Below are 16339 nucleotides of genomic sequence, written 5' to 3'. Positions count from 1 at the left end.
TTCAACTACCGTCAATAGCTATTTTACAGCGAAAAGGGGTATTGACAACCGCAGTTTGGCAGTATTAAATTACCGCCATAGACAGTATTTTAGTGGTTTTTTTATGGAAGGTATAAAAAGAGCAGTAAAATTGTATGGTGGACAGACAAAGCTAGGCAACGCATTAGGTGTTAAACAAGCCTCGGTTTGGGATTGGATAAATAAATATGGACAAGCCCCGGCAAAGTACATCAACAAAATTTCAAAACTAACGAATGGTCAGGTTTCAGTAAGTGAGCTGTTATCTGATCACGAGAAATAAGGACATAGCGATGAATATGACTTTTGCGCTTTTAGCTCGTTTTAATAATCCAGTGGTTCCGCTAAGGGATGTGTGCAAAGAGTTTTTTGGTGTAAACCCAAAGACCGCTGAGCAACATGCCAAAGCGGGTAAGTTTCCAATTCCTACATTCAAAATGCGCGACTCTGAACGTGCGCCAACATTCGTTAACGTGAATGATTTGGCTGATTATCTCCAAGCACAATACGACAGCGCCCGAGCTGAATGGGAGCGTGTGCAATCATGAGCCATACCGTTGTTGAAGTTAAAGAGCTGATCACAGACCCAAGCCATTGGGAAATCCAAGTAATGAAAGTTCAGCAACTACGCGCACAAATTCGGGCGCACAAGGCAAGGCGTGAAGCAGAGGCCAAGCGCCTAGAGCAAGAACAGCGTGCGCGTAAAAATGGTGAGCGTAGCAATCAGTTATTAAAGTCGGCGCTGGCGATGGCCGCCCGCAATCGCATGAATGAGCGGGTTGTGCTGTGAGTGTGACACCTGAGTCTCGTTCACTCCCTATTTGCTGGGAGCTGGTTGATACCAATACCGACAACCCCAAGATGCAGCCCATTACCATTACACGGGCTGCGCCTCATTGTTGGGGTATGTTTGGGTTTGATAAAACCGCAGAGCAAGTAAAAGAGCGTCTGGCGCAAATACCAACCAATCGTTTGCGCCGCATTGCTGCCCGCGAATATGCCAAACGTTTTAACTCAAGCAGCGCTAAAAACCCCGAGCGTTCTGCCAATATTTATCTGCGCAAAACCACAGAGCGAGTGAGCGAAATTATCGAGCGTTCACCACTTACCGTCCGCGAATTAAACAATAAAAAAGCCCGTAAAGATAAAGCCAAACAATTGGCGACGATCTGCCAGCAAATGGGTATTGTCGAATTTACTCACTCAATGACAGAGGAAGATTTAGAGCAACTTGTATTTGCAGGTTATATCGCAATGCACGATTTTACTTTGTCACAGGGGATAAAGCCGCCTTACCAAGCAACGTTTAACGCCGCCAAGTCCACGCGAATAGAGGATAGCTGGCAGCGTTGTAATACTCATTTGCTAGCCGACCGATTAGAACGCGGTATTCGCCGTATGCAATGTGATATGTGGTGGCTGCGCAAGCTCGACCGGTTGCGTGACACTACGCTTGAGCATTTGAATATCACTATGGGGCAGGTCAAAAAAGGGATCTCCCCTTATGCCAGTAAAGATGCGGTGCAAGAGTTTCGCCATAGCAAAAAGTCACAGGCCGAGTGGGTCGAGTCTATGCAGTTAGAAAGCAAAGACGGCGATACCATCGATCTTGCCAAAGTATTCGAGGGGTCTATTTCAAACCCTGAGATCAGACGCATTGAAATGATAGTGCGGATCAGAGGTTACAAAGAGTGGGCAGAACAACAGGGCATGTCCTGCATGTTTTACACCATCACAGCACCGTCCAAGTACCACGCTAACAGTGATAAATACAACAATGCTTCACCACGGGAAACCCAAGAGTATTTGGTAAAGCAGTGGGCAAAGGTTCGTGCTGAGCTATCCAAAGCTGAAGTAAAAGTGTTTGGCTTACGTATTGTTGAGCCTCATGCCGATGCAACCCCGCATTGGCACATGGTGCTGTTTATGAAGCCGAGTGACGAGCCCACAGTAACCAACACCCTGCGCCGCTATGCTTTACAACATGACGGCAATGAAGAAGGAGCCGCGAAAAATCGTTTTGATGCCACGCCTGAAGACAAAAGCAAAGGCGATGCCGTGTCTTACATCATCAAATATATTTCTAAAAATATTAACGGCGCGCACATGGATGATATGTACGACGACGAAACAGGCCAGCCAATAGAGCCAGAAAACGGCATTGTGATGAATGTGGCTGCGTGGGCGAGTCGTTGGCGTATTCGTCAATTTCAGTTTATCGGTGGCGCACCCGTTGGCCTTTGGCGTGAATTTCGCCGTGTGCCCAAAGAGTCTGTCGAAAAACTGTCGGAAATAGCCCAAGAGATTTTCGAGGCTGCGGATAACAGCCGCTTTGCGGAATTTATCGAATTGCTCGGCGGCGCATTGGGTGAGCGTCCCGCCCCCGTGGATTTAGCCAAAGAAGACAACGGCACTAACCACTATGGCGAGGATAAAAAGCGCGTAGTCGGGATTGTTTCAGATGGTACTACGTATGTAACTAGAGCCACGCAGTGGCTTTTAAAGAGGAGCGGCAGCGACTCACCTTGGAGCACTGGAAATAACTGTAATACCCCAGCCCATGATTGGCAGGTCGGGCACGGGGATAAATTAAATCCCATCGTTTTAATTCCCCCAGAACATCGCGAAGCGGTAATTCGGGGAGCAACTTATCAAGAAACAGACGAAATCAACCAAACCGTGACTCATTACTGGGTCAGCGGAGGACAGCTAATGCAGGAGTCAATGAGTTATGCAACACATAGTTAGGTCAATCAAAGACAAAATCGACCAGGCGAAAAAGTTACCCGCCTTTAAAGCAGGTAAAAAAACCGAATTGGCAGAGGGGGCACTGGATGAAACCGTGGCTTTGCTCTCAGAAATGGTCAGTCGAATAGAAATATTGGAGGCGACTTATGGCGAAATCGACTAACGAGGAATTAGGCGTAATTGAGTGCGATGGCTGCGATTCGTTCGCCAGTATCCGCCGCCGCAAAAATGGTAAACAGCTATTGTATTTGCACTGCAAAAACTGCGGATTAGACCAAAGAAGCGGAGCGAATTTGCAAGCGAAATGGGCAAAAGCCATAAACCAGCAACACCAGCAACCACAAGCTTTACAAAGCAAAATAAGCGAACCCGAAAACGTCACGGCGCATCACACCCCAGCGCCAGACGAATGGGCACCGAAAATTGAGCAACACCATAGCGAACTAGGAGCAAATGAACATGCAAAATCAAGCGAACCCACTACCGAGCGAACTACAGAAAACACCGATAGCGACAGCCATGGACGATTTAACCTTTGGGGCTGGCTCGCCCTCGGTGCAATCGGAGTCGCAGCCATCGCCACAGGCGGAAGAGTACAGCCATCTCGATAAGTTTACCGCCGATTCTCACAGCGAACCCCAAGCGGGCGAAGTGAGCGAAACGGAAGAAATGACCGACAGCGACATTAGTGCGCTGGCAGGGTATGGCGTATCGTCATTGGCCGACTTTATTGAGTCGAACATTGAAGCACCCGTGACCATCGACAACGATACCCGCGAAGTCATCACCGAAAAAGCCGCGCCAGTGGTACGCAAGTACTGCAAAGGTGGGATGCCGCCGTGGCTGGCTCGTTGGAAAGAAGAAATTGAACTCGGGCTAGTGCTCGGGTCGGCGGCGCTGTCGGTGTATAAGCAAATCAAAGCGCATGAAAAAGCCAATACGGCAAGCGAAACCGAAGCGAAAAGCGAAGCAAAAGAGGAGGTGAATTTTGCCTATAAACCCCAATAACGCCCTAAAGGCACGGCACGTATGTTATTTGGCTGGCACTGGCGGCGGCAAAACCACCGCCGTGAAGTTGCTTGATTTGGTGGGCGACCAATGCGCGATTTTCGATTTATACGGCGATTATAAATTTGATGGTCGCAAAAAAGGGCATTTTAATGGCCTTGGTGGTCGTGCGGTGCATCACTTCAGCACCCGAAAGCAATTCGCTCAAGCCTTTGTCGATGCGTGGCGCTCGGGCAAGAAGTTTGTTGTGGCTTATAGCCCCGAGTTCCCCAAGTCATTAAAAGGCGATCAGCTTAAAAAAGCCAAGCAAGCCGAGCTTTACTGGTTTGGTCAACTCATGTGGGAAGCGGCGGACGGCAACCGAGAATTGCACGTTGTGATTGAGGAACTGGCCAAGCTTAGCGACACCGCTGGCAAAGACGATTCCATCATTGGTGAGCTGGCAACCGGTGGGCGAAAGTTCGGTGTGATTTTGCACACGGTATTTCAGCGTTCGCAAGAAGTGCCCAAAACCATTTGGAATAACTCGCCCCGTAAAGTGCTGGGCGCACAAGAAGCCCAAGCGGATGCCAAACGAGTATCGGTTGAGTTAGATGCCGAGCTTAAAGACATTTACCAACTGAGCAAACTCAACGCCCATTATGAAGATGAGCGCCTTTATTATCTGATTAAATATAAGGGCGGCATTGGCAATATTGAGCCAAAAGTCATCTATCTGAAAACGGGCAAAGCCAAAAATCTCACCTTTGAGCAACTGCGAGCCGCATAAAAAATCACCCAAAAGAGCGAAAATTTCGCTCTTTTCGCTCCCCCTAGAGCGAAAACCGTTTGCCCCAAGAGCGAAACGCCTGATTTATTACTTAGCGATTATTTCAACAAAACAGGTAAATCGCATGATGAATAAAACAGTTTTAACGTCCGTGGGTGTTACATTGGGCGTGCTTGCCGTACTCAGTAACGTTCGCGCACTTCGTTCAATCAAACGCACAATCGTAGGTTAAGGGGGCGCAATGTTAGAAGTTTCTCCGCTTAATAATCTAACAGGTGTGGCCGCTGGCGGCAGTGTGTCGTTAACGCTGCCTGTTGGCCGTACCTACGAAAAAATTCACCTGCAATACGCGGGGGTTACGCCTGATCAAATCAAAAACCTAAAAGTTGAGCTGCAAGGTCGTACACTGACCGAATACGCCACGTTGCAAGATTTGCTTGACGAAAACGCTTACTTTAAGCGCGAGCAAGCGGCGGGCTATGCCACGCTGTATTTTGCCCGTCCTGAAATCCAAGGTGTGTTAAACCCATCATTGGTTGAGCAGCGTTTCTTTGCCCTTGGCACCATGGGCTTGTCGATTGCACAAGTTAAGTTCGATATTGCCGCCGATGCGGCCGACCCGGTGATTAAAGCATTTGCTGAAAAGTCATCGCCCAGCGCTCCTGGTTGGTTATTCAAACGCCGTTCGTTCCGCTACAACTTTGCCGTGGGTATCAATGAAATTGAAAACCTACCACGCCCATTGGGTGCAAAAATCGCGTTAATTGAGATTAAAAAGGCGGGTATCGACTCAGCTGAGTTCTTGGTTAACAACGTGAAATGGCGTGACCACATTCCTACAGCACTACACAAACACCACCTTAAACAGCGCGGTCGCTCGCCGCGTGCCAACGTGCACGCCATTGATTTGTTCTTATCTGGCGATGTGTTTAGTGCATTGGCGCTCGATAACACCATCAACGATATGCGCTTACGGGTAGAAGCCACGGAAGCGGGCAGCGCTGAGGTAGTCGTTCATTACTTTGACGATTACGCCAAATCAACATTCTAAGGGGGTTGAGCTATGCAACCAGAGGGAGCGCCAACAATGGCGGCAACAAACAGCGGTGGTGGCTTTTGGGATGGCGCGAACTCATTTTTGGGTAACGCGCTAAAAATCTGGGGCGATTACGAGAAAGTCAAAGCGGTTAAATCGTCCAACGGTGTCACCCAAAAAGAGCACATGAACGCCGCCGAGCTAGACAACGGCGCGGCGGTGCTTGTGGATGCTCCAAAAACCCAAACGGCGCAGCCTAAAGAGCCTATGGTATTCGGTTTACCGCAAAAAACCGTGTTGTATGGCTTTGGTGGGCTGTTAGTAGTGGCTTTAGCAATGAAGGCAATGAAATGAACAATCCAAAGAACTTGAAATACTTTGCGTACGGCGTGGCCATCTCGGTGGTCGGCGCAATCGTGGCCGACTACGTTCGCGATTGGCTGCGTGACAAGGAGCAAGCCTAATGTTTGGCGCAATGCTCGGGGCAACGGGCGCAGTGCCTAACCTGAGCAATGGGGCGGGCAGTCCCATTAGCTCGGGCGCAACATCGGGCACGGGCGACCAAACCCAATCAATCGGCTTTACGGGCGGCAACATCAATTTTGGCGGCGGCACCAACAATCAATTATTGATTATCGGTGTGGTGGCCGTTGCGGCTTTGTACTTGTTGAAAAAATAGGGGGCGGTTTGCGTATCGCACACATTAGCGAAATTCATCATATTCAATCGGCGGCAGCAGAAGACTTTGAAACGATTAAAGCCGAAGTGGCGCAAGGTCTAGCGGCGCTGGTTGAGTTTGATGGCTGTTACTGCGTGCTACGCCATGACCGTGACGGGCTGTGTGTGGTGTGTGCCGAGGGTAAGAACTTACTGTCGATTGCGCCAAGTATTGTGGCGTTGGCACACCACATCAAAGCCCCCTCGATTGTGTACCACACCAAACGCAAGGCGTTAAAACGTTTATTGTCGGCCTATTCATTTGTGTACGAGTCGACAGACGAGGACGGCTATGCAATTTATAGGATGGCTTTAAATGGGCAGTAAATCCAGAAGCAGATCAAGTCAAACCACCAACAATACCAGCACGAGTATTGGGGTGCACGGTGATAATAACGGCTATATCACCAATGGCGATGGCAACACATACAACATCACCCAAACCGACCATGGGCTAGTTGATGCAATTCAAACCATTGGCGGCAATATGGCCGATGCCAGTATTGCGGGCTTTGATACCGCCAGTGATATGACACGGGACGGTTTTGACTTTGCCAGTAACATCAATCGTGACTCGCTCGACTTTGCGGGCAGCACCTTGGCGGATTCATTCAGCTTTGGGGAAGAAGTGATAACCCAAGCGGGCGGGGCGATGACGGACGCCATGGTGTTTGGTGAACGCGCATTAACTCAAGTGGGCGATACCAGCCGCGATGCCATGGTGCTCAGTGAAAACGCCATGGGCATTACTAGCGACATTGCCACCGACAGCATTGACGCGCAAAACGCTTTAACCCGTGATGCCATCACAGAAAACAGCGACCTAGCCCGCGAAATGATGACGCTCTCGGCGGGCATTAATAGCGATGTGATGGGCTTTGCTGGGGACACGCTCGACACCACAGTGAATGCGTTAGGCGATGCCAACGCTCGCATTACCGATGTGGCAAGCGATTCAATGCACAACTCGGCACAGTTGGCAGGCATGACCATTGATGCCACCGACAACGCCAACGCGCGCATGACCGATGTAGCCGTGTATTCCATGGATAACGCATCCAATCTGGCTAAAGACTTGGGGCTGCAATTTATGGATTCCACAACCAAGGCACAAGAAACGTTTAATGACCAAACGCTCATGGCGCACAAACAAGCGCTGCAGTTCGCCGACCACGCGAGTCGTTCGGACGGTCAGCAGCTCGCTATCAGCACCAACAAAACCATGATGTACGTCTTTTTAGGTTTAGGCGGCATGGGTTTGGCTGTTTTGGCACTATCTAGGAGATAATAGATATGATTTATCCAACTCACACTGGCGAATTTGGCTTTGTGGAAATCAACAAGGCTGGTCGTTACTTTCATGTACTTAAAGCAACTCAAGACACCGTGGTCAAACTCATTAAAGGGGGCAGCCCCGTATTAGAAACTCGAGTATGGCAAGGCATGAGTTTGCACAATGTTCAGTATGACCGCATTGAGGTAAGCGCCCCAAATCAAGAAATCATTGTTTGGGTTGGCAATGTTCCCTTTGACTTTAAGGAAGTATCGAATAGGCCTCGCACGTTAAGAGGTGAAGAAAAAATCATTGGTAATGGTATTCAAACATTACTCGATGATGACCCAAGCCGAATAGTTGCTCGTGTTGAAATGGATTCTGAGTTTTGGCTTGGTGGCGAAGATTTAAAAGTGATTAACGGTGTTGTACAAAATGGCCGCCGCTACAAGGCTGGGCAGGAAATCAATATTGAGGTTTATGGGCAAGTGAATTGCTGGATCACCGATGATGCGAAAGCCCCATTAATGACAGTACCCAAGCGTCTAGGTGAGTATAAGTGGGCTTATAGCGAAGTGTTGACGCGCAGTAAACTGATGGCGGCAGGTATCCCTTATGTTGATATTTATATACCAAGACGAATGGATGGTATTCCATTCAGTATTGATGTGGAATTGGAGGCGGTAGCAGTACCAACGCGCGGTAGTTATAGTCCTCGAATATTTATTACAGAGGGAGAGCCTGACACGGAGAAACTCATAGAAATGGGCTGGTACAGTGGTGGTCATGCAATGGAGCAGGGCGACAAAAAAGTGTGGGAAGGTGTCACCGAAAGGGCGTTTTCGTGGGGGTATCACAGGGTGTTCTTAATCGACCATGATGGTGATGCGGTTACTGGTACAGAGTCGTGGATAGCGTTCAATCGGTTATCGAGTGATAACGCTATTTTTGCCATCGGTGGTACGGCTCAAATCACAACAGAGCATAACTGATGAAGCTCCAAACACCACACATCATCACGGCATTAATTGTTTTAAGTATTGGGGTATACATGACGACTCAACAAACCGCGCGGGGTATCCGCAATAACAACCCGCTCAACATTGAAGCGGGTGAAAACTGGGTGGGGCTGGCAGGTACAGACGGGCGCTTTGCCATTTTTGAAACCGCCGAGCATGGTATTCGTGCTGCTGCCCGTATCCTGCGAACCTACGCCTTTAAATATGGTATTGCCAATATAGAGGGCATTATCAGTCGATGGGCGCCGCCAGTGGAAAACGACACGGCCAACTATATCGCGTTCGTGTCAAACAAGGTGGGCGTGGACAGTAAAAAGCCGTTATCGCCCGAGGAATACCCCAAGGTGATTGAAGCCATGATAACCATGGAAAACGGCCAGCAACCGTATTCCGCTGAGCAAATCCAACGGGGTTTCAAGTGGGGGTTTTATGGGTAACTTTATCAGTAAAAACCTAAGCCTATTACTGACGGTTGGCGGCTTGTACTACGTCTACAAATACATTGATAGTGGTTCAAAATCGTTTACCGAGCCGCTTGGCAACCTACTAGCCAAGTTGCAGTTTAAGGCCAACGGCTCACACGACATAAAGCGCGAGTGGGCGGGCTTCTTCTTGGATAAGTCAAAACTCGACTTTAGCTACAAAGTTAAAGATGAACTGTGGCTCGAAGCCATCATAAAACTAAACCCACAAAACCAAGCCCTTGTGGACACCATTTTTGATGCTGATATGCGTCTGCGCCCTGAATACGAAGTATTGCTAGACGGCGAAGTGTCACCCCAAACCATCGAAACCGTACAAGCGAGGTAATCATGAGCGACAGCGCATTACTGGGTATTTTAATTCAGGCTGGGGTGGGTATTGCCACCGTTGCCACCATCAAAACCGATGTGAAATGGATTAAAGACATGGCAAAAGAGAAGTTTAAATCGCTCGAAGACCGGGTAACTAAGTTGGAGAATAGAAAATGCTAACATCAATCGGAAAATACCTACTAACCAAACTGGCCACCGAGGCATTTATCAAACGGGTGTGCCTAGCCACCGCCAAACATTTGGCAAGCAAGTCATCGAATAAGTTGGATGATGAGTTGGTTGCGGCGTTGGATGAGGCTTTGAATTAGGTATTACTTATAAACATAACTGCTTTTTAAAAAAGCAAACGATCAAGCAAGGGTTGCTTAAAAAAGCCACAACTCTATATAATCAAATTATACCTACTGCGAGTCAGGTATAGAAAAGGCCATATTTTTAATATGGCCTTATACAAGAAGCGACTATTAGGGGTCACTCTCATTTGATTTAGCGAAAAAATGATAGCACCTCTTAGTCATTATTTAAATTATTTTTAATTTATTTAAAGTAAATTAAATAGACTTAAGGAGGCCTGCATGGCTTACAAAGTTAATAGAGTTGGATTATTTGAAGACAAGAATGGTAAAGCTTATGAAATTTTAGAGAAAGTTGAGCAAATAACAACACGGCCGTTAAGTGGCCCAGAGAGAACATATGATGGAATGAAAGATTATGTTACTAGTTGTGGTAAGCCAGTAAATTTAGAAAATGGTGTTTATAAAACTTTTGATGGGTATAGTTTAAAAGCAATATCCTAATCTTAAGGTCTCAGGGCTGTTTAACAGCCCTTTTTTGCGTGTTAATTGCTTTTTTCATGCAATTTATGCGGAAACAACTGCGTATACACCTGCCAAAGAACGTTTAAATTCCGGTGCCCAGTAACTTGGGCAACTTCTTCAATAGAATAGCCCTTTTCAAATAAGCGGCTAGCCCCCTCGCGGCGTAGGTCGTGATAGCGTAGATCTTCAATTCCTAATTCATTACGTACCCGCTGAAATCCTGATGAAACACTCTTGGGGTTATAGGGGAATATACGCTCATCTGTTTTGGGTTGGCGCTGAGCAATATCGAATGATTCACCCAGTAAAGGCACTATCATATGGTTGCCGGCTTTTTTGCGGGGATCTTTTCTATCTCTGACTAGAACGGTTTTGTGCTCGGTGTTGAGGTCATCCCAAGTGATCTTACATACCTCGCCAATGCGCATACAAGTAAGTAAGCTAAAGTCTAGAATATCTAGGTAAGGAATACGCTTAGTGCCATTAGAGCGATAAGACATGCGTTTTTCCAATCCCTCTCGCAGTTGAGCCAGTTCATCACCTGTTGGGCGGCGGGTGCGCTTTTGGCTTTTGCCAGCCAGTCCCATGTCAATTAACACAGGCACGGCATCTTCAAATACTTTGTAGTTAGCGTCAATGTCCCAAACTGGGTAGGCCAACTTCATCACGGAGCGTAAATAAGCAACATCATGATAAATGGTGGAAGGGCTTGCGCCAGCATCACGACGATTTCTGCAATGCTCGATCACGTCACTTACTTTAAGTGCATTAGACTGAATTTTGGCAATATCACAATCCATCAGCATTTGAATCACATACTTTTTGGTGCGGCCGGTATTATTCCAAAGGTCGTGGTTTTCAAAGTAAAGATTAAGCAGGGTGCCTAGGGTGACTACATTTTTCTTTTCAGTCACCCTTTCTGTTTCTAGCGCTTGCAATCGCTTTCTGCCCCAAGTATCAGCAAGTGCTTTTGTGCTGAATGTTTTGCTTTCATTGTGTATAATCTTACCCTCGCTTTTCTCGCGAACTATACATTTATAGCGCAGTTCGCCAGAGCTAAGCTTACGTTTTTCGATTCTATAACCAGCCATAGGAAGTTCCTGTAAGTTATTGATCTGTCCTACCCAGCGAGGGTGACATGAGGGTGACTGTATATCGAAATTGGCTGAAATTCAAGGCGTTCCAGAGCAATAGAGGTACTATGCAAAATTCAGTGAAATCAGGCTTTAAGCCAGTAAATATAAGCGATTCAGGCTTTCGCCGCTTTAGTGTAGCACCGATGCTGGATTGGACTGATCGCCATTGCAGAACCTTTCACCGCAAGCTGACTAAACATGCGGTGCTTTATACTGAAATGATCACCACAGGTGCGATTATTTTTGGTAAAGGGGATTATTTGGCATTTGGTGCGCATGAGTTGCCAGTGGCATTGCAGTTGGGTGGCTCTGATCCTAAGGCGCTGGCAGAGTGTGCTAAGCGTGCTGAGCAATATGGCTACAGTGAGGTAAACCTAAATGTGGGTTGCCCGTCAGATCGCGTGCAAAATGGTCGCTTTGGGGCGTGTTTAATGGCTGAGCCTCAGCTCGTTGCTGATTGTGTGGCGGCGATGAAGGCAGAAGTGGGTATTCCGGTAACGGTAAAAACGCGCATTGGTATTGATGAACAAGACTCTTATGAGTTTCTTACGGCGTTGATTGAAGCCTCGCAGGCGGTGGGCTGTGATGACTTTATCATTCATGCCCGTAAAGCATGGTTGCAAGGCCTAAGCCCGAAAGAAAACCGTGAGATCCCACCATTAGATTATCCTCGTGTTTATCAATTAAAGAAAGACTATCCAGATCTGCATATCAGTATTAACGGTGGTGTTAAAACTCTTGAGGAATGTCAGCATCATTTGGCTCACCTTGACGGCGTCATGGTTGGCCGTGAGGCTTATAGCAATCCGTTTATGTTGTCGCAGGTTGATGAGCTGCTATATGGCGAAGCTGCGTTTACGCAAACTCGCCATCAAGTCGTAAGAAGCATGTATGACTACTTTGAAAGTGAAATGTCGAATGGTGCAAACTTTTGGCATATTGCGCGTCACATGTTGGGTATTTTTCAAAATCAGCCAGGTGCGAGAGGTTTCCGTCGTCACTTATCAGAAAACGGTCACAAAAAAGAGGCTGGTATTGAAGTGATGGAAAAGGCGCTGTCTTTTGTACCTGAAGTGTAAAATATATTGCTCCAATCCTATGTGTGAAAAAGACGATTTTATCGTCTTTTTCACTATTTAATGTATCTCAATAAATCTATTTTTCTTTTCAAAAAACCTTAACTCAATGATTTAATTTTGTTTTTATTTTTGGCACGGCTCTTGGAATAGTCTAACTATATTATAAAAGGAGCCGAACAATGACCATCATCAACAGAATTGAAGACCTTATCAAAGCAGAACTTAACGCGTTACTAGACAAAGCGGAAGACCCACAAAAAATGGCAACTCAGTTAGTGCGTGATTTAGAAGAAGCGCTATCTGATTGTCGTGCAACGGCAGCTGAGCTTATTTGCCAACAAAAAGTAGCGCAGCGTCAAGCTGAGCAAGCAAACAAAGCTGCGACAACGTGGCAAAGCAAAGCCGAACATGCTCTTGAAAAAGGTCGTGAAGATCTTGCCCGCTCAGCCCTTGAGCAAAAGCAGCGAGAAACCGAAAAAGCACAAGAAGCACAGCAAAAAATTGATGACCTAACGCCTGCACTTGAAAAACTCAGCGCAGATGCGGACAAGTTGCAAAGCAAAATTCAGCAATTAAAGGCAAAAGAAAAGGCCATGTTGCGCCGCTTGGAAGCTGGTAAGGCAAGGTTAACCATCAAACAAACGCTGAATAGTGACGACATGCGCTCTGCAACGCGCAAGTTCGACGAGTTAGAGCGTAAGGTGTCGCGCCTTGAAGCTGAAGTCGAATCCTATGACTTAGGGCAGCCTGATGTATGGCAGCGCTTTGAAGATGAGCAAAAGCAACAACAAATCGACGATGAATTAGCCCAACTGAAGCAAAAAATGGCGAGCTAGGCTCGCCTCCTACACCAACTGAGCAATCAAAGCGAAAGGGGATAAAGATGAAAAATAGATATCAATCAACACTGTCTCAAATGAATAGTTCAAAGAAAATTGGTGGCGTATGTGCGCAACTAGCACAACGTTTTGATATGCCAATTTGGTTAACGCGTTTACTAACGGTATTGCTGTTTTTTAAGTTTCCAATATTTGTAATGCTAGCGTATGGCGTCGCTTGGTTTGCAATGCCAAAAGCGCAATACGAAAACTAAGTAACGGCGACGAGGTAGGCACTATGAAAGTCGTGGCCGGTATATTATTAGCGCTGGTATTTTTATTGGCGCTATCTTGGGTGTCGCTGCCACTAATATGGTTAGACATCAGCGATCTGCAACTCGATATGGGATTTGACCTAGGTTGGTTTGGCTTTGAAATACTCACGTTGCTATTTGCAATTGTAGCGCTGGTGGTGCTAGGAGCACTCTTGAGCGCAGGTGTTTTAGGGTTGCTCCTTATTGTGTTCATTGGGCTAGTAATGACATTGCTATTTAATTCGCTGATAGTGCTATTTCCACTCATCTGTATTATTGCAATTGTGTGGTTAGTGGTAGACAAATCTGCTCAGGCAAAAGCTTGAGTAGTGGTTTTTGTTGGTGATAGGAGATAAAAAACACGCTAAATTGGGATCTGTGATATAGTTATTTGCAGTTATAAATCCAAGGAAAGCCAACATGAAATCAAGTGTAATCAAAACCTTAATTTTTGCTTTATCAACTTTTATCGGCTTTAACGCTTCAGCTCATCAAGGGCATGAGCATGGTGAACATCATCATGGTTCGGAGCAACTTTCTGTTCACAACGCAACCGTGCGTGCATTTTTACCGGCAGCACCTTCAACTGCAGGTTATCTCGTTATTGAAAACCCAACACAGCAAAATAAAGTGTTGGTTAAGGCTGCGCTCGAGGGTGTTAAGCGTGTTGAAATTCACGAGCATGTACATAAAGAAGACATGATGAAAATGCAACGCGTTGACGAGCTTGTTATTCCAGCGGGGAAATCAGTGACATTTCAGCCTGGTGGTTATCACTTAATGGTGTTTGAACCAATAGAAACATTAAAAGTCGGTGAGCAGCGTAAGCTTACGCTATATTTTGCTGATGGCGATAGGATCTTCACAATGGCTGAAGTCGTCGCACTTGCAGATATGTTTGGTGGCAAAGAAAAATCAAACGCAGGACATCACTCTCATCACTAAAAACAGTGAGGTATTAAATGGGAAATCATACGGGAAAAATCATCTCTGGCATTATCGCTGTCATACTTCTGGGTTATGTTATAGCCGTATATTGGAGTGTGGAACCAGAACAGTTTGACGTCGTCGCAGTTGCAAAAGCGGATGCGCAGAAAAATGGCAATACATTGGTCACTGGATATGTAACGACACATACCTTGATTAAAGTGACGGATACATTGCTGAATAAGCCGGGCGGTTATTTGTCGAATGACATGATGCCACCAAGCGTAATGATGGATAACATGCCTGCTTGGGAGTACGGTGTGCTTGAGATGACACGAGATCTTACGCTTTCGATGCGTAAAGATTTTAGTCGTTCACAATCTCAATCGACAGAGCACCCGAGTTTAAAGCTAGCTCAGCCACAGTTTAATATCAGTTCAACAGCGTGGATGTGGCCAAGTGCTGAGGGTGAGTATCAAAAAGGTAATGATTTACTACGTCAGTATTTGACTCAAATTTCTGATAATAGTAACCGCGATAGCCAGTTTTATGCGCGTGCTGATAACTTGAGAGCTTGGTTAAAAGAGGCCGAAAAGCGCATGGGCAGCTTAAGCCAAAGATTAAGTGCGAGCGTAGGGCAAGACAGATTAAATACCGATTTAGCTGGGGATTCGGCAGCTGATCAAGCAACCATGACGCCAAGCCATAATATGGTGAAAACCTCTTGGTGGCAGATTGATGATGTATTTTATGAAGCCAGAGGCGCCACATGGGCGTTACTGCACTATATGAAAGCGGTAGAGCATGACTTTAGACCTGTGCTTGAAAAGAAAAATGCACTTGTCAGCCTACAGCAGATCATCAGAGAGTTAGAGGCGACTCAAGAGACGGTGTGGAGCCCTATGGTGTTAAACGGCAGTGGCTTTGGCTTGGTAGCGAACCATTCTCTGGTTATGGCAAATTATATTTCGCGAGCCAATGCGGCTCTCATCGAACTTAGTGAACTTTTAGCGCAAGGATAACATCATGAAAAAACACTTTTTAGCAGCGGCATTATCTCTCGCTTGCTTAGCACCTGCTGCACACGCAGACACGGTACTCGGGCTTTATGTCGGTGCAGAAGGGTGGGATACCGAAACCGAAGGTAGCTTTGCTGAAAAAGGCAATATGCAAACCTTTAACTTTGACGATGAAACTTTTACGAGTTTCTATGCTGCACTTGAGCACCCAGTACCGTTAGTGCCAAATATCAAGTTACGCTATACCGAGCTTGAGCTAAATGGTCAAACGACGTTAACAGAGTCTTTTGACTTTGGCGGCCAAGTTTATACGGTAGGTACTGACGCGACAACAAACGCAGATCTAAACCACATCGACTACACATTGTATTACGAAGTGCTAGACAATGACTTGTTGACGTTAGACTTTGGTGTGAACTTTAAGCAGTTTGACGGTTCTATCATGGTAACTGGTACTGCAAATGGTCAAACACGTACAGAAGAAGTTGAATTCTCAGGCTTTGTTCCTCTCGGTTATTTGCGCGGTGAAGTGGGTTTACCACTTACAGGGCTAAGTGTTTTTGCCGAAGGCAGCATGCTTGCAATTGATGACAGCAAAATCCAAGATTATCAAATTGGTATCGCTTATGAGTTTATCGACAATATGGCTGTTGATGTTGCGGTAAAAGTGGGTTACCGCTCTATGGTACTTGAGCTAGATGATATCGATGATATCTACACTGACCTGGATGTCTCTGGTCCATTTGCAGGGATCCAACTACATTTCTAAGATAGTGTAGTTTACTCTTTTAGCGGCTTGGTACGAGTGATCGACCAAGCTGTTTT

The 16339-nt window shown here is 46.4% G+C and carries 27 protein-coding genes; 26 read left to right on the top strand and 1 reads right to left on the bottom strand.

All coding sequences use genetic code 11. The annotated features are described in order from the left end of the window. Positions 1-103: 103 nt before the first annotated feature. The 19 genes from ABMY45_RS07235 (at position 104) to ABMY45_RS07145 (ending at position 10200) form a co-directional block, all read left to right on the top strand. Positions 104-301 carry a YdaS family helix-turn-helix protein gene (locus ABMY45_RS07235; protein WP_349288671.1) on the top strand — a complete coding sequence of 66 codons (198 nt, stop codon included), beginning with the start codon at positions 104-106 and terminating at the stop codon, positions 299-301. A 10-nt stretch (positions 302-311) separates the two neighbouring features. Beyond that, positions 312-566: a pyocin activator PrtN family protein gene (locus ABMY45_RS07230; protein WP_088531942.1), complete on the top strand. Its 255-nt coding sequence runs from the start codon at positions 312-314 to the stop codon at positions 564-566. Continuing rightward, positions 563-808, top strand: coding sequence for a hypothetical protein (locus tag ABMY45_RS07225; protein WP_349288670.1), 246 nt, complete (start codon positions 563-565; stop codon positions 806-808). Before ABMY45_RS07230 ends, ABMY45_RS07225 begins: the two co-directional genes overlap by 4 nt. Beyond that, positions 805-2766: a replication endonuclease gene (locus ABMY45_RS07220; RefSeq protein WP_349288669.1), complete on the top strand. Its 1962-nt coding sequence runs from the start codon at positions 805-807 to the stop codon at positions 2764-2766. Before ABMY45_RS07225 ends, ABMY45_RS07220 begins: the two co-directional genes overlap by 4 nt. Further along, the gene (locus ABMY45_RS07215) at positions 2750-2929 is read left to right on the top strand and encodes a hypothetical protein (protein ID WP_349288668.1); all 180 of its coding nucleotides are present in this window, start codon (positions 2750-2752) and stop codon (positions 2927-2929) included. The genes ABMY45_RS07220 and ABMY45_RS07215 overlap by 17 nt, the downstream gene beginning before the upstream one ends. Beyond that, positions 2913-3377: a hypothetical protein gene (locus tag ABMY45_RS07210; RefSeq protein WP_349288667.1), complete on the top strand. Its 465-nt coding sequence runs from the start codon at positions 2913-2915 to the stop codon at positions 3375-3377. Before ABMY45_RS07215 ends, ABMY45_RS07210 begins: the two co-directional genes overlap by 17 nt. Next, positions 3286-3774, top strand: coding sequence for a hypothetical protein (locus ABMY45_RS07205; protein ID WP_349288666.1), 489 nt, complete (start codon positions 3286-3288; stop codon positions 3772-3774). Before ABMY45_RS07210 ends, ABMY45_RS07205 begins: the two co-directional genes overlap by 92 nt. After that, complete coding sequence (locus tag ABMY45_RS07200; RefSeq protein WP_349288665.1) at positions 3755-4543, top strand: hypothetical protein; 789 nt, start codon at positions 3755-3757, stop codon at positions 4541-4543. Before ABMY45_RS07205 ends, ABMY45_RS07200 begins: the two co-directional genes overlap by 20 nt. Positions 4544-4784: 241 nt before the next feature. Continuing rightward, positions 4785-5594 (top strand): major capsid protein P2, encoded by an 810-nt coding sequence (locus ABMY45_RS07195; protein ID WP_349288664.1) that lies wholly within the window; start codon positions 4785-4787, stop codon positions 5592-5594. A gap of 12 nt (positions 5595-5606) precedes the next feature. After that, positions 5607-5933, top strand: coding sequence for a hypothetical protein (locus ABMY45_RS07190; protein ID WP_239420650.1), 327 nt, complete (start codon positions 5607-5609; stop codon positions 5931-5933). Positions 5934-6042: 109 nt separating this feature from the next. After that, positions 6043-6258, top strand: coding sequence for a hypothetical protein (locus tag ABMY45_RS07185; RefSeq protein WP_349288663.1), 216 nt, complete (start codon positions 6043-6045; stop codon positions 6256-6258). An 8-nt stretch (positions 6259-6266) separates the two neighbouring features. Then, entirely contained in the window at positions 6267-6623 is a 357-nt protein-coding gene (locus ABMY45_RS07180; RefSeq protein WP_349288662.1) for a hypothetical protein, read from the top strand. Next, entirely contained in the window at positions 6613-7584 is a 972-nt protein-coding gene (locus tag ABMY45_RS07175; RefSeq protein ID WP_349288661.1) for a hypothetical protein, read from the top strand. The genes ABMY45_RS07180 and ABMY45_RS07175 overlap by 11 nt, the downstream gene beginning before the upstream one ends. Before the next feature lie 5 nt (positions 7585-7589). After that, positions 7590-8561: a hypothetical protein gene (locus ABMY45_RS07170; protein ID WP_349288660.1), complete on the top strand. Its 972-nt coding sequence runs from the start codon at positions 7590-7592 to the stop codon at positions 8559-8561. After that, positions 8561-9025, top strand: coding sequence for a virion protein (locus ABMY45_RS07165; protein WP_349288659.1), 465 nt, complete (start codon positions 8561-8563; stop codon positions 9023-9025). The genes ABMY45_RS07170 and ABMY45_RS07165 overlap by 1 nt, the downstream gene beginning before the upstream one ends. Next, positions 9018-9398, top strand: coding sequence for a hypothetical protein (locus ABMY45_RS07160; RefSeq protein WP_349288658.1), 381 nt, complete (start codon positions 9018-9020; stop codon positions 9396-9398). The genes ABMY45_RS07165 and ABMY45_RS07160 overlap by 8 nt, the downstream gene beginning before the upstream one ends. Positions 9399-9400: 2 nt before the next feature. Continuing rightward, on the top strand, positions 9401-9562 hold the full coding sequence (locus tag ABMY45_RS07155) for a hypothetical protein (RefSeq protein ID WP_349288657.1): 162 nt from the start codon (positions 9401-9403) through the stop codon (positions 9560-9562). After that, positions 9556-9711, top strand: coding sequence for a hypothetical protein (locus ABMY45_RS07150; protein ID WP_349288656.1), 156 nt, complete (start codon positions 9556-9558; stop codon positions 9709-9711). The genes ABMY45_RS07155 and ABMY45_RS07150 overlap by 7 nt, the downstream gene beginning before the upstream one ends. Positions 9712-9978: 267 nt before the next feature. Next, entirely contained in the window at positions 9979-10200 is a 222-nt protein-coding gene (locus tag ABMY45_RS07145; RefSeq protein ID WP_349288655.1) for a hypothetical protein, read from the top strand. 41 nt (positions 10201-10241) lie between these two features. Here the strand turns inward: ABMY45_RS07145 and ABMY45_RS07140 are convergent, their stop codons facing one another. Continuing rightward, a complete protein-coding gene (locus tag ABMY45_RS07140) occupies positions 10242-11312 on the bottom strand; it encodes a site-specific integrase (protein ID WP_349288654.1) in 1071 nt (356 codons plus the stop codon). A gap of 110 nt (positions 11313-11422) precedes the next feature. Between ABMY45_RS07140 and dusA the strand changes: the two genes are divergently transcribed. The 7 genes from dusA to ABMY45_RS07105 all read left to right on the top strand — a co-directional run bounded on the left by dusA (position 11423) and on the right by ABMY45_RS07105 (position 16283). Continuing rightward, a complete protein-coding gene (gene dusA / locus ABMY45_RS07135; RefSeq protein ID WP_349288653.1) occupies positions 11423-12436 on the top strand; it encodes a tRNA dihydrouridine(20/20a) synthase DusA in 1014 nt (337 codons plus the stop codon). Between the two features lie 179 nt (positions 12437-12615). Beyond that, a complete protein-coding gene (locus tag ABMY45_RS07130; protein WP_349288652.1) occupies positions 12616-13272 on the top strand; it encodes a PspA/IM30 family protein in 657 nt (218 codons plus the stop codon). 47 nt (positions 13273-13319) lie between these two features. Continuing rightward, complete coding sequence (locus ABMY45_RS07125; RefSeq protein WP_010605902.1) at positions 13320-13529, top strand: PspC domain-containing protein; 210 nt, start codon at positions 13320-13322, stop codon at positions 13527-13529. A gap of 23 nt (positions 13530-13552) precedes the next feature. After that, positions 13553-13894 carry a hypothetical protein gene (locus ABMY45_RS07120; protein WP_010605901.1) on the top strand — a complete coding sequence of 114 codons (342 nt, stop codon included), beginning with the start codon at positions 13553-13555 and terminating at the stop codon, positions 13892-13894. 94 nt (positions 13895-13988) lie between these two features. After that, positions 13989-14513, top strand: coding sequence for a copper chaperone PCu(A)C (locus ABMY45_RS07115; protein ID WP_010605900.1), 525 nt, complete (start codon positions 13989-13991; stop codon positions 14511-14513). Between the two features lie 17 nt (positions 14514-14530). Then, positions 14531-15517 carry a DUF2333 family protein gene (locus ABMY45_RS07110; protein ID WP_010605899.1) on the top strand — a complete coding sequence of 329 codons (987 nt, stop codon included), beginning with the start codon at positions 14531-14533 and terminating at the stop codon, positions 15515-15517. Between the two features lie 4 nt (positions 15518-15521). Then, positions 15522-16283, top strand: a complete 762-nt coding sequence (locus tag ABMY45_RS07105; RefSeq protein WP_010376724.1) for a TIGR04219 family outer membrane beta-barrel protein — start codon at positions 15522-15524, stop codon at positions 16281-16283. Positions 16284-16339: the final 56 nt, after the last annotated feature.

This window comes from Pseudoalteromonas sp. XMcav11-Q (assembly GCF_040104525.1).
GTDB lineage: Bacteria > Pseudomonadota > Gammaproteobacteria > Enterobacterales > Alteromonadaceae > Pseudoalteromonas.
Note: the sequence above shows the minus strand (reverse complement) of the source record. Positions and strands in the feature narration are given on the sequence as shown.

Excerpts from the sequence above, each read along its gene's own strand:
- ABMY45_RS07130 (WP_349288652.1), top strand. The coding sequence starts at position 12,616 with ATGACCATCATCAACAGAATTGAAGACCTTATCAAAGCAGAACTTAAC.
- ABMY45_RS07105 (WP_010376724.1), top strand. The coding sequence starts at position 15,522 with ATGAAAAAACACTTTTTAGCAGCGGCATTATCTCTCGCTTGCTTAGCA.
- dusA (WP_349288653.1), top strand. The coding sequence starts at position 11,423 with ATGCAAAATTCAGTGAAATCAGGCTTTAAGCCAGTAAATATAAGCGAT.
- ABMY45_RS07165 (WP_349288659.1), top strand. The coding sequence starts at position 8,561 with ATGAAGCTCCAAACACCACACATCATCACGGCATTAATTGTTTTAAGT.
- ABMY45_RS07160 (WP_349288658.1), top strand. The coding sequence starts at position 9,018 with ATGGGTAACTTTATCAGTAAAAACCTAAGCCTATTACTGACGGTTGGC.
- ABMY45_RS07235 (WP_349288671.1), top strand. The coding sequence starts at position 104 with ATGGAAGGTATAAAAAGAGCAGTAAAATTGTATGGTGGACAGACAAAG.
- ABMY45_RS07230 (WP_088531942.1), top strand. The coding sequence starts at position 312 with ATGAATATGACTTTTGCGCTTTTAGCTCGTTTTAATAATCCAGTGGTT.
- ABMY45_RS07195 (WP_349288664.1), top strand. The coding sequence starts at position 4,785 with ATGTTAGAAGTTTCTCCGCTTAATAATCTAACAGGTGTGGCCGCTGGC.
- ABMY45_RS07110 (WP_010605899.1), top strand. The coding sequence starts at position 14,531 with ATGGGAAATCATACGGGAAAAATCATCTCTGGCATTATCGCTGTCATA.
- ABMY45_RS07140 (WP_349288654.1), bottom strand. The coding sequence starts at position 11,312 with ATGGCTGGTTATAGAATCGAAAAACGTAAGCTTAGCTCTGGCGAACTG.
- ABMY45_RS07125 (WP_010605902.1), top strand. The coding sequence starts at position 13,320 with ATGAAAAATAGATATCAATCAACACTGTCTCAAATGAATAGTTCAAAG.
- ABMY45_RS07145 (WP_349288655.1), top strand. The coding sequence starts at position 9,979 with ATGGCTTACAAAGTTAATAGAGTTGGATTATTTGAAGACAAGAATGGT.
- ABMY45_RS07210 (WP_349288667.1), top strand. The coding sequence starts at position 2,913 with ATGGCGAAATCGACTAACGAGGAATTAGGCGTAATTGAGTGCGATGGC.
- ABMY45_RS07155 (WP_349288657.1), top strand. The coding sequence starts at position 9,401 with ATGAGCGACAGCGCATTACTGGGTATTTTAATTCAGGCTGGGGTGGGT.
- ABMY45_RS07185 (WP_349288663.1), top strand. The coding sequence starts at position 6,043 with ATGTTTGGCGCAATGCTCGGGGCAACGGGCGCAGTGCCTAACCTGAGC.
- ABMY45_RS07175 (WP_349288661.1), top strand. The coding sequence starts at position 6,613 with ATGGGCAGTAAATCCAGAAGCAGATCAAGTCAAACCACCAACAATACC.
- ABMY45_RS07120 (WP_010605901.1), top strand. The coding sequence starts at position 13,553 with ATGAAAGTCGTGGCCGGTATATTATTAGCGCTGGTATTTTTATTGGCG.
- ABMY45_RS07225 (WP_349288670.1), top strand. The coding sequence starts at position 563 with ATGAGCCATACCGTTGTTGAAGTTAAAGAGCTGATCACAGACCCAAGC.
- ABMY45_RS07205 (WP_349288666.1), top strand. The coding sequence starts at position 3,286 with ATGGACGATTTAACCTTTGGGGCTGGCTCGCCCTCGGTGCAATCGGAG.
- ABMY45_RS07190 (WP_239420650.1), top strand. The coding sequence starts at position 5,607 with ATGCAACCAGAGGGAGCGCCAACAATGGCGGCAACAAACAGCGGTGGT.
- ABMY45_RS07215 (WP_349288668.1), top strand. The coding sequence starts at position 2,750 with ATGCAACACATAGTTAGGTCAATCAAAGACAAAATCGACCAGGCGAAA.
- ABMY45_RS07115 (WP_010605900.1), top strand. The coding sequence starts at position 13,989 with ATGAAATCAAGTGTAATCAAAACCTTAATTTTTGCTTTATCAACTTTT.
- ABMY45_RS07150 (WP_349288656.1), top strand. The coding sequence starts at position 9,556 with ATGCTAACATCAATCGGAAAATACCTACTAACCAAACTGGCCACCGAG.
- ABMY45_RS07170 (WP_349288660.1), top strand. The coding sequence starts at position 7,590 with ATGATTTATCCAACTCACACTGGCGAATTTGGCTTTGTGGAAATCAAC.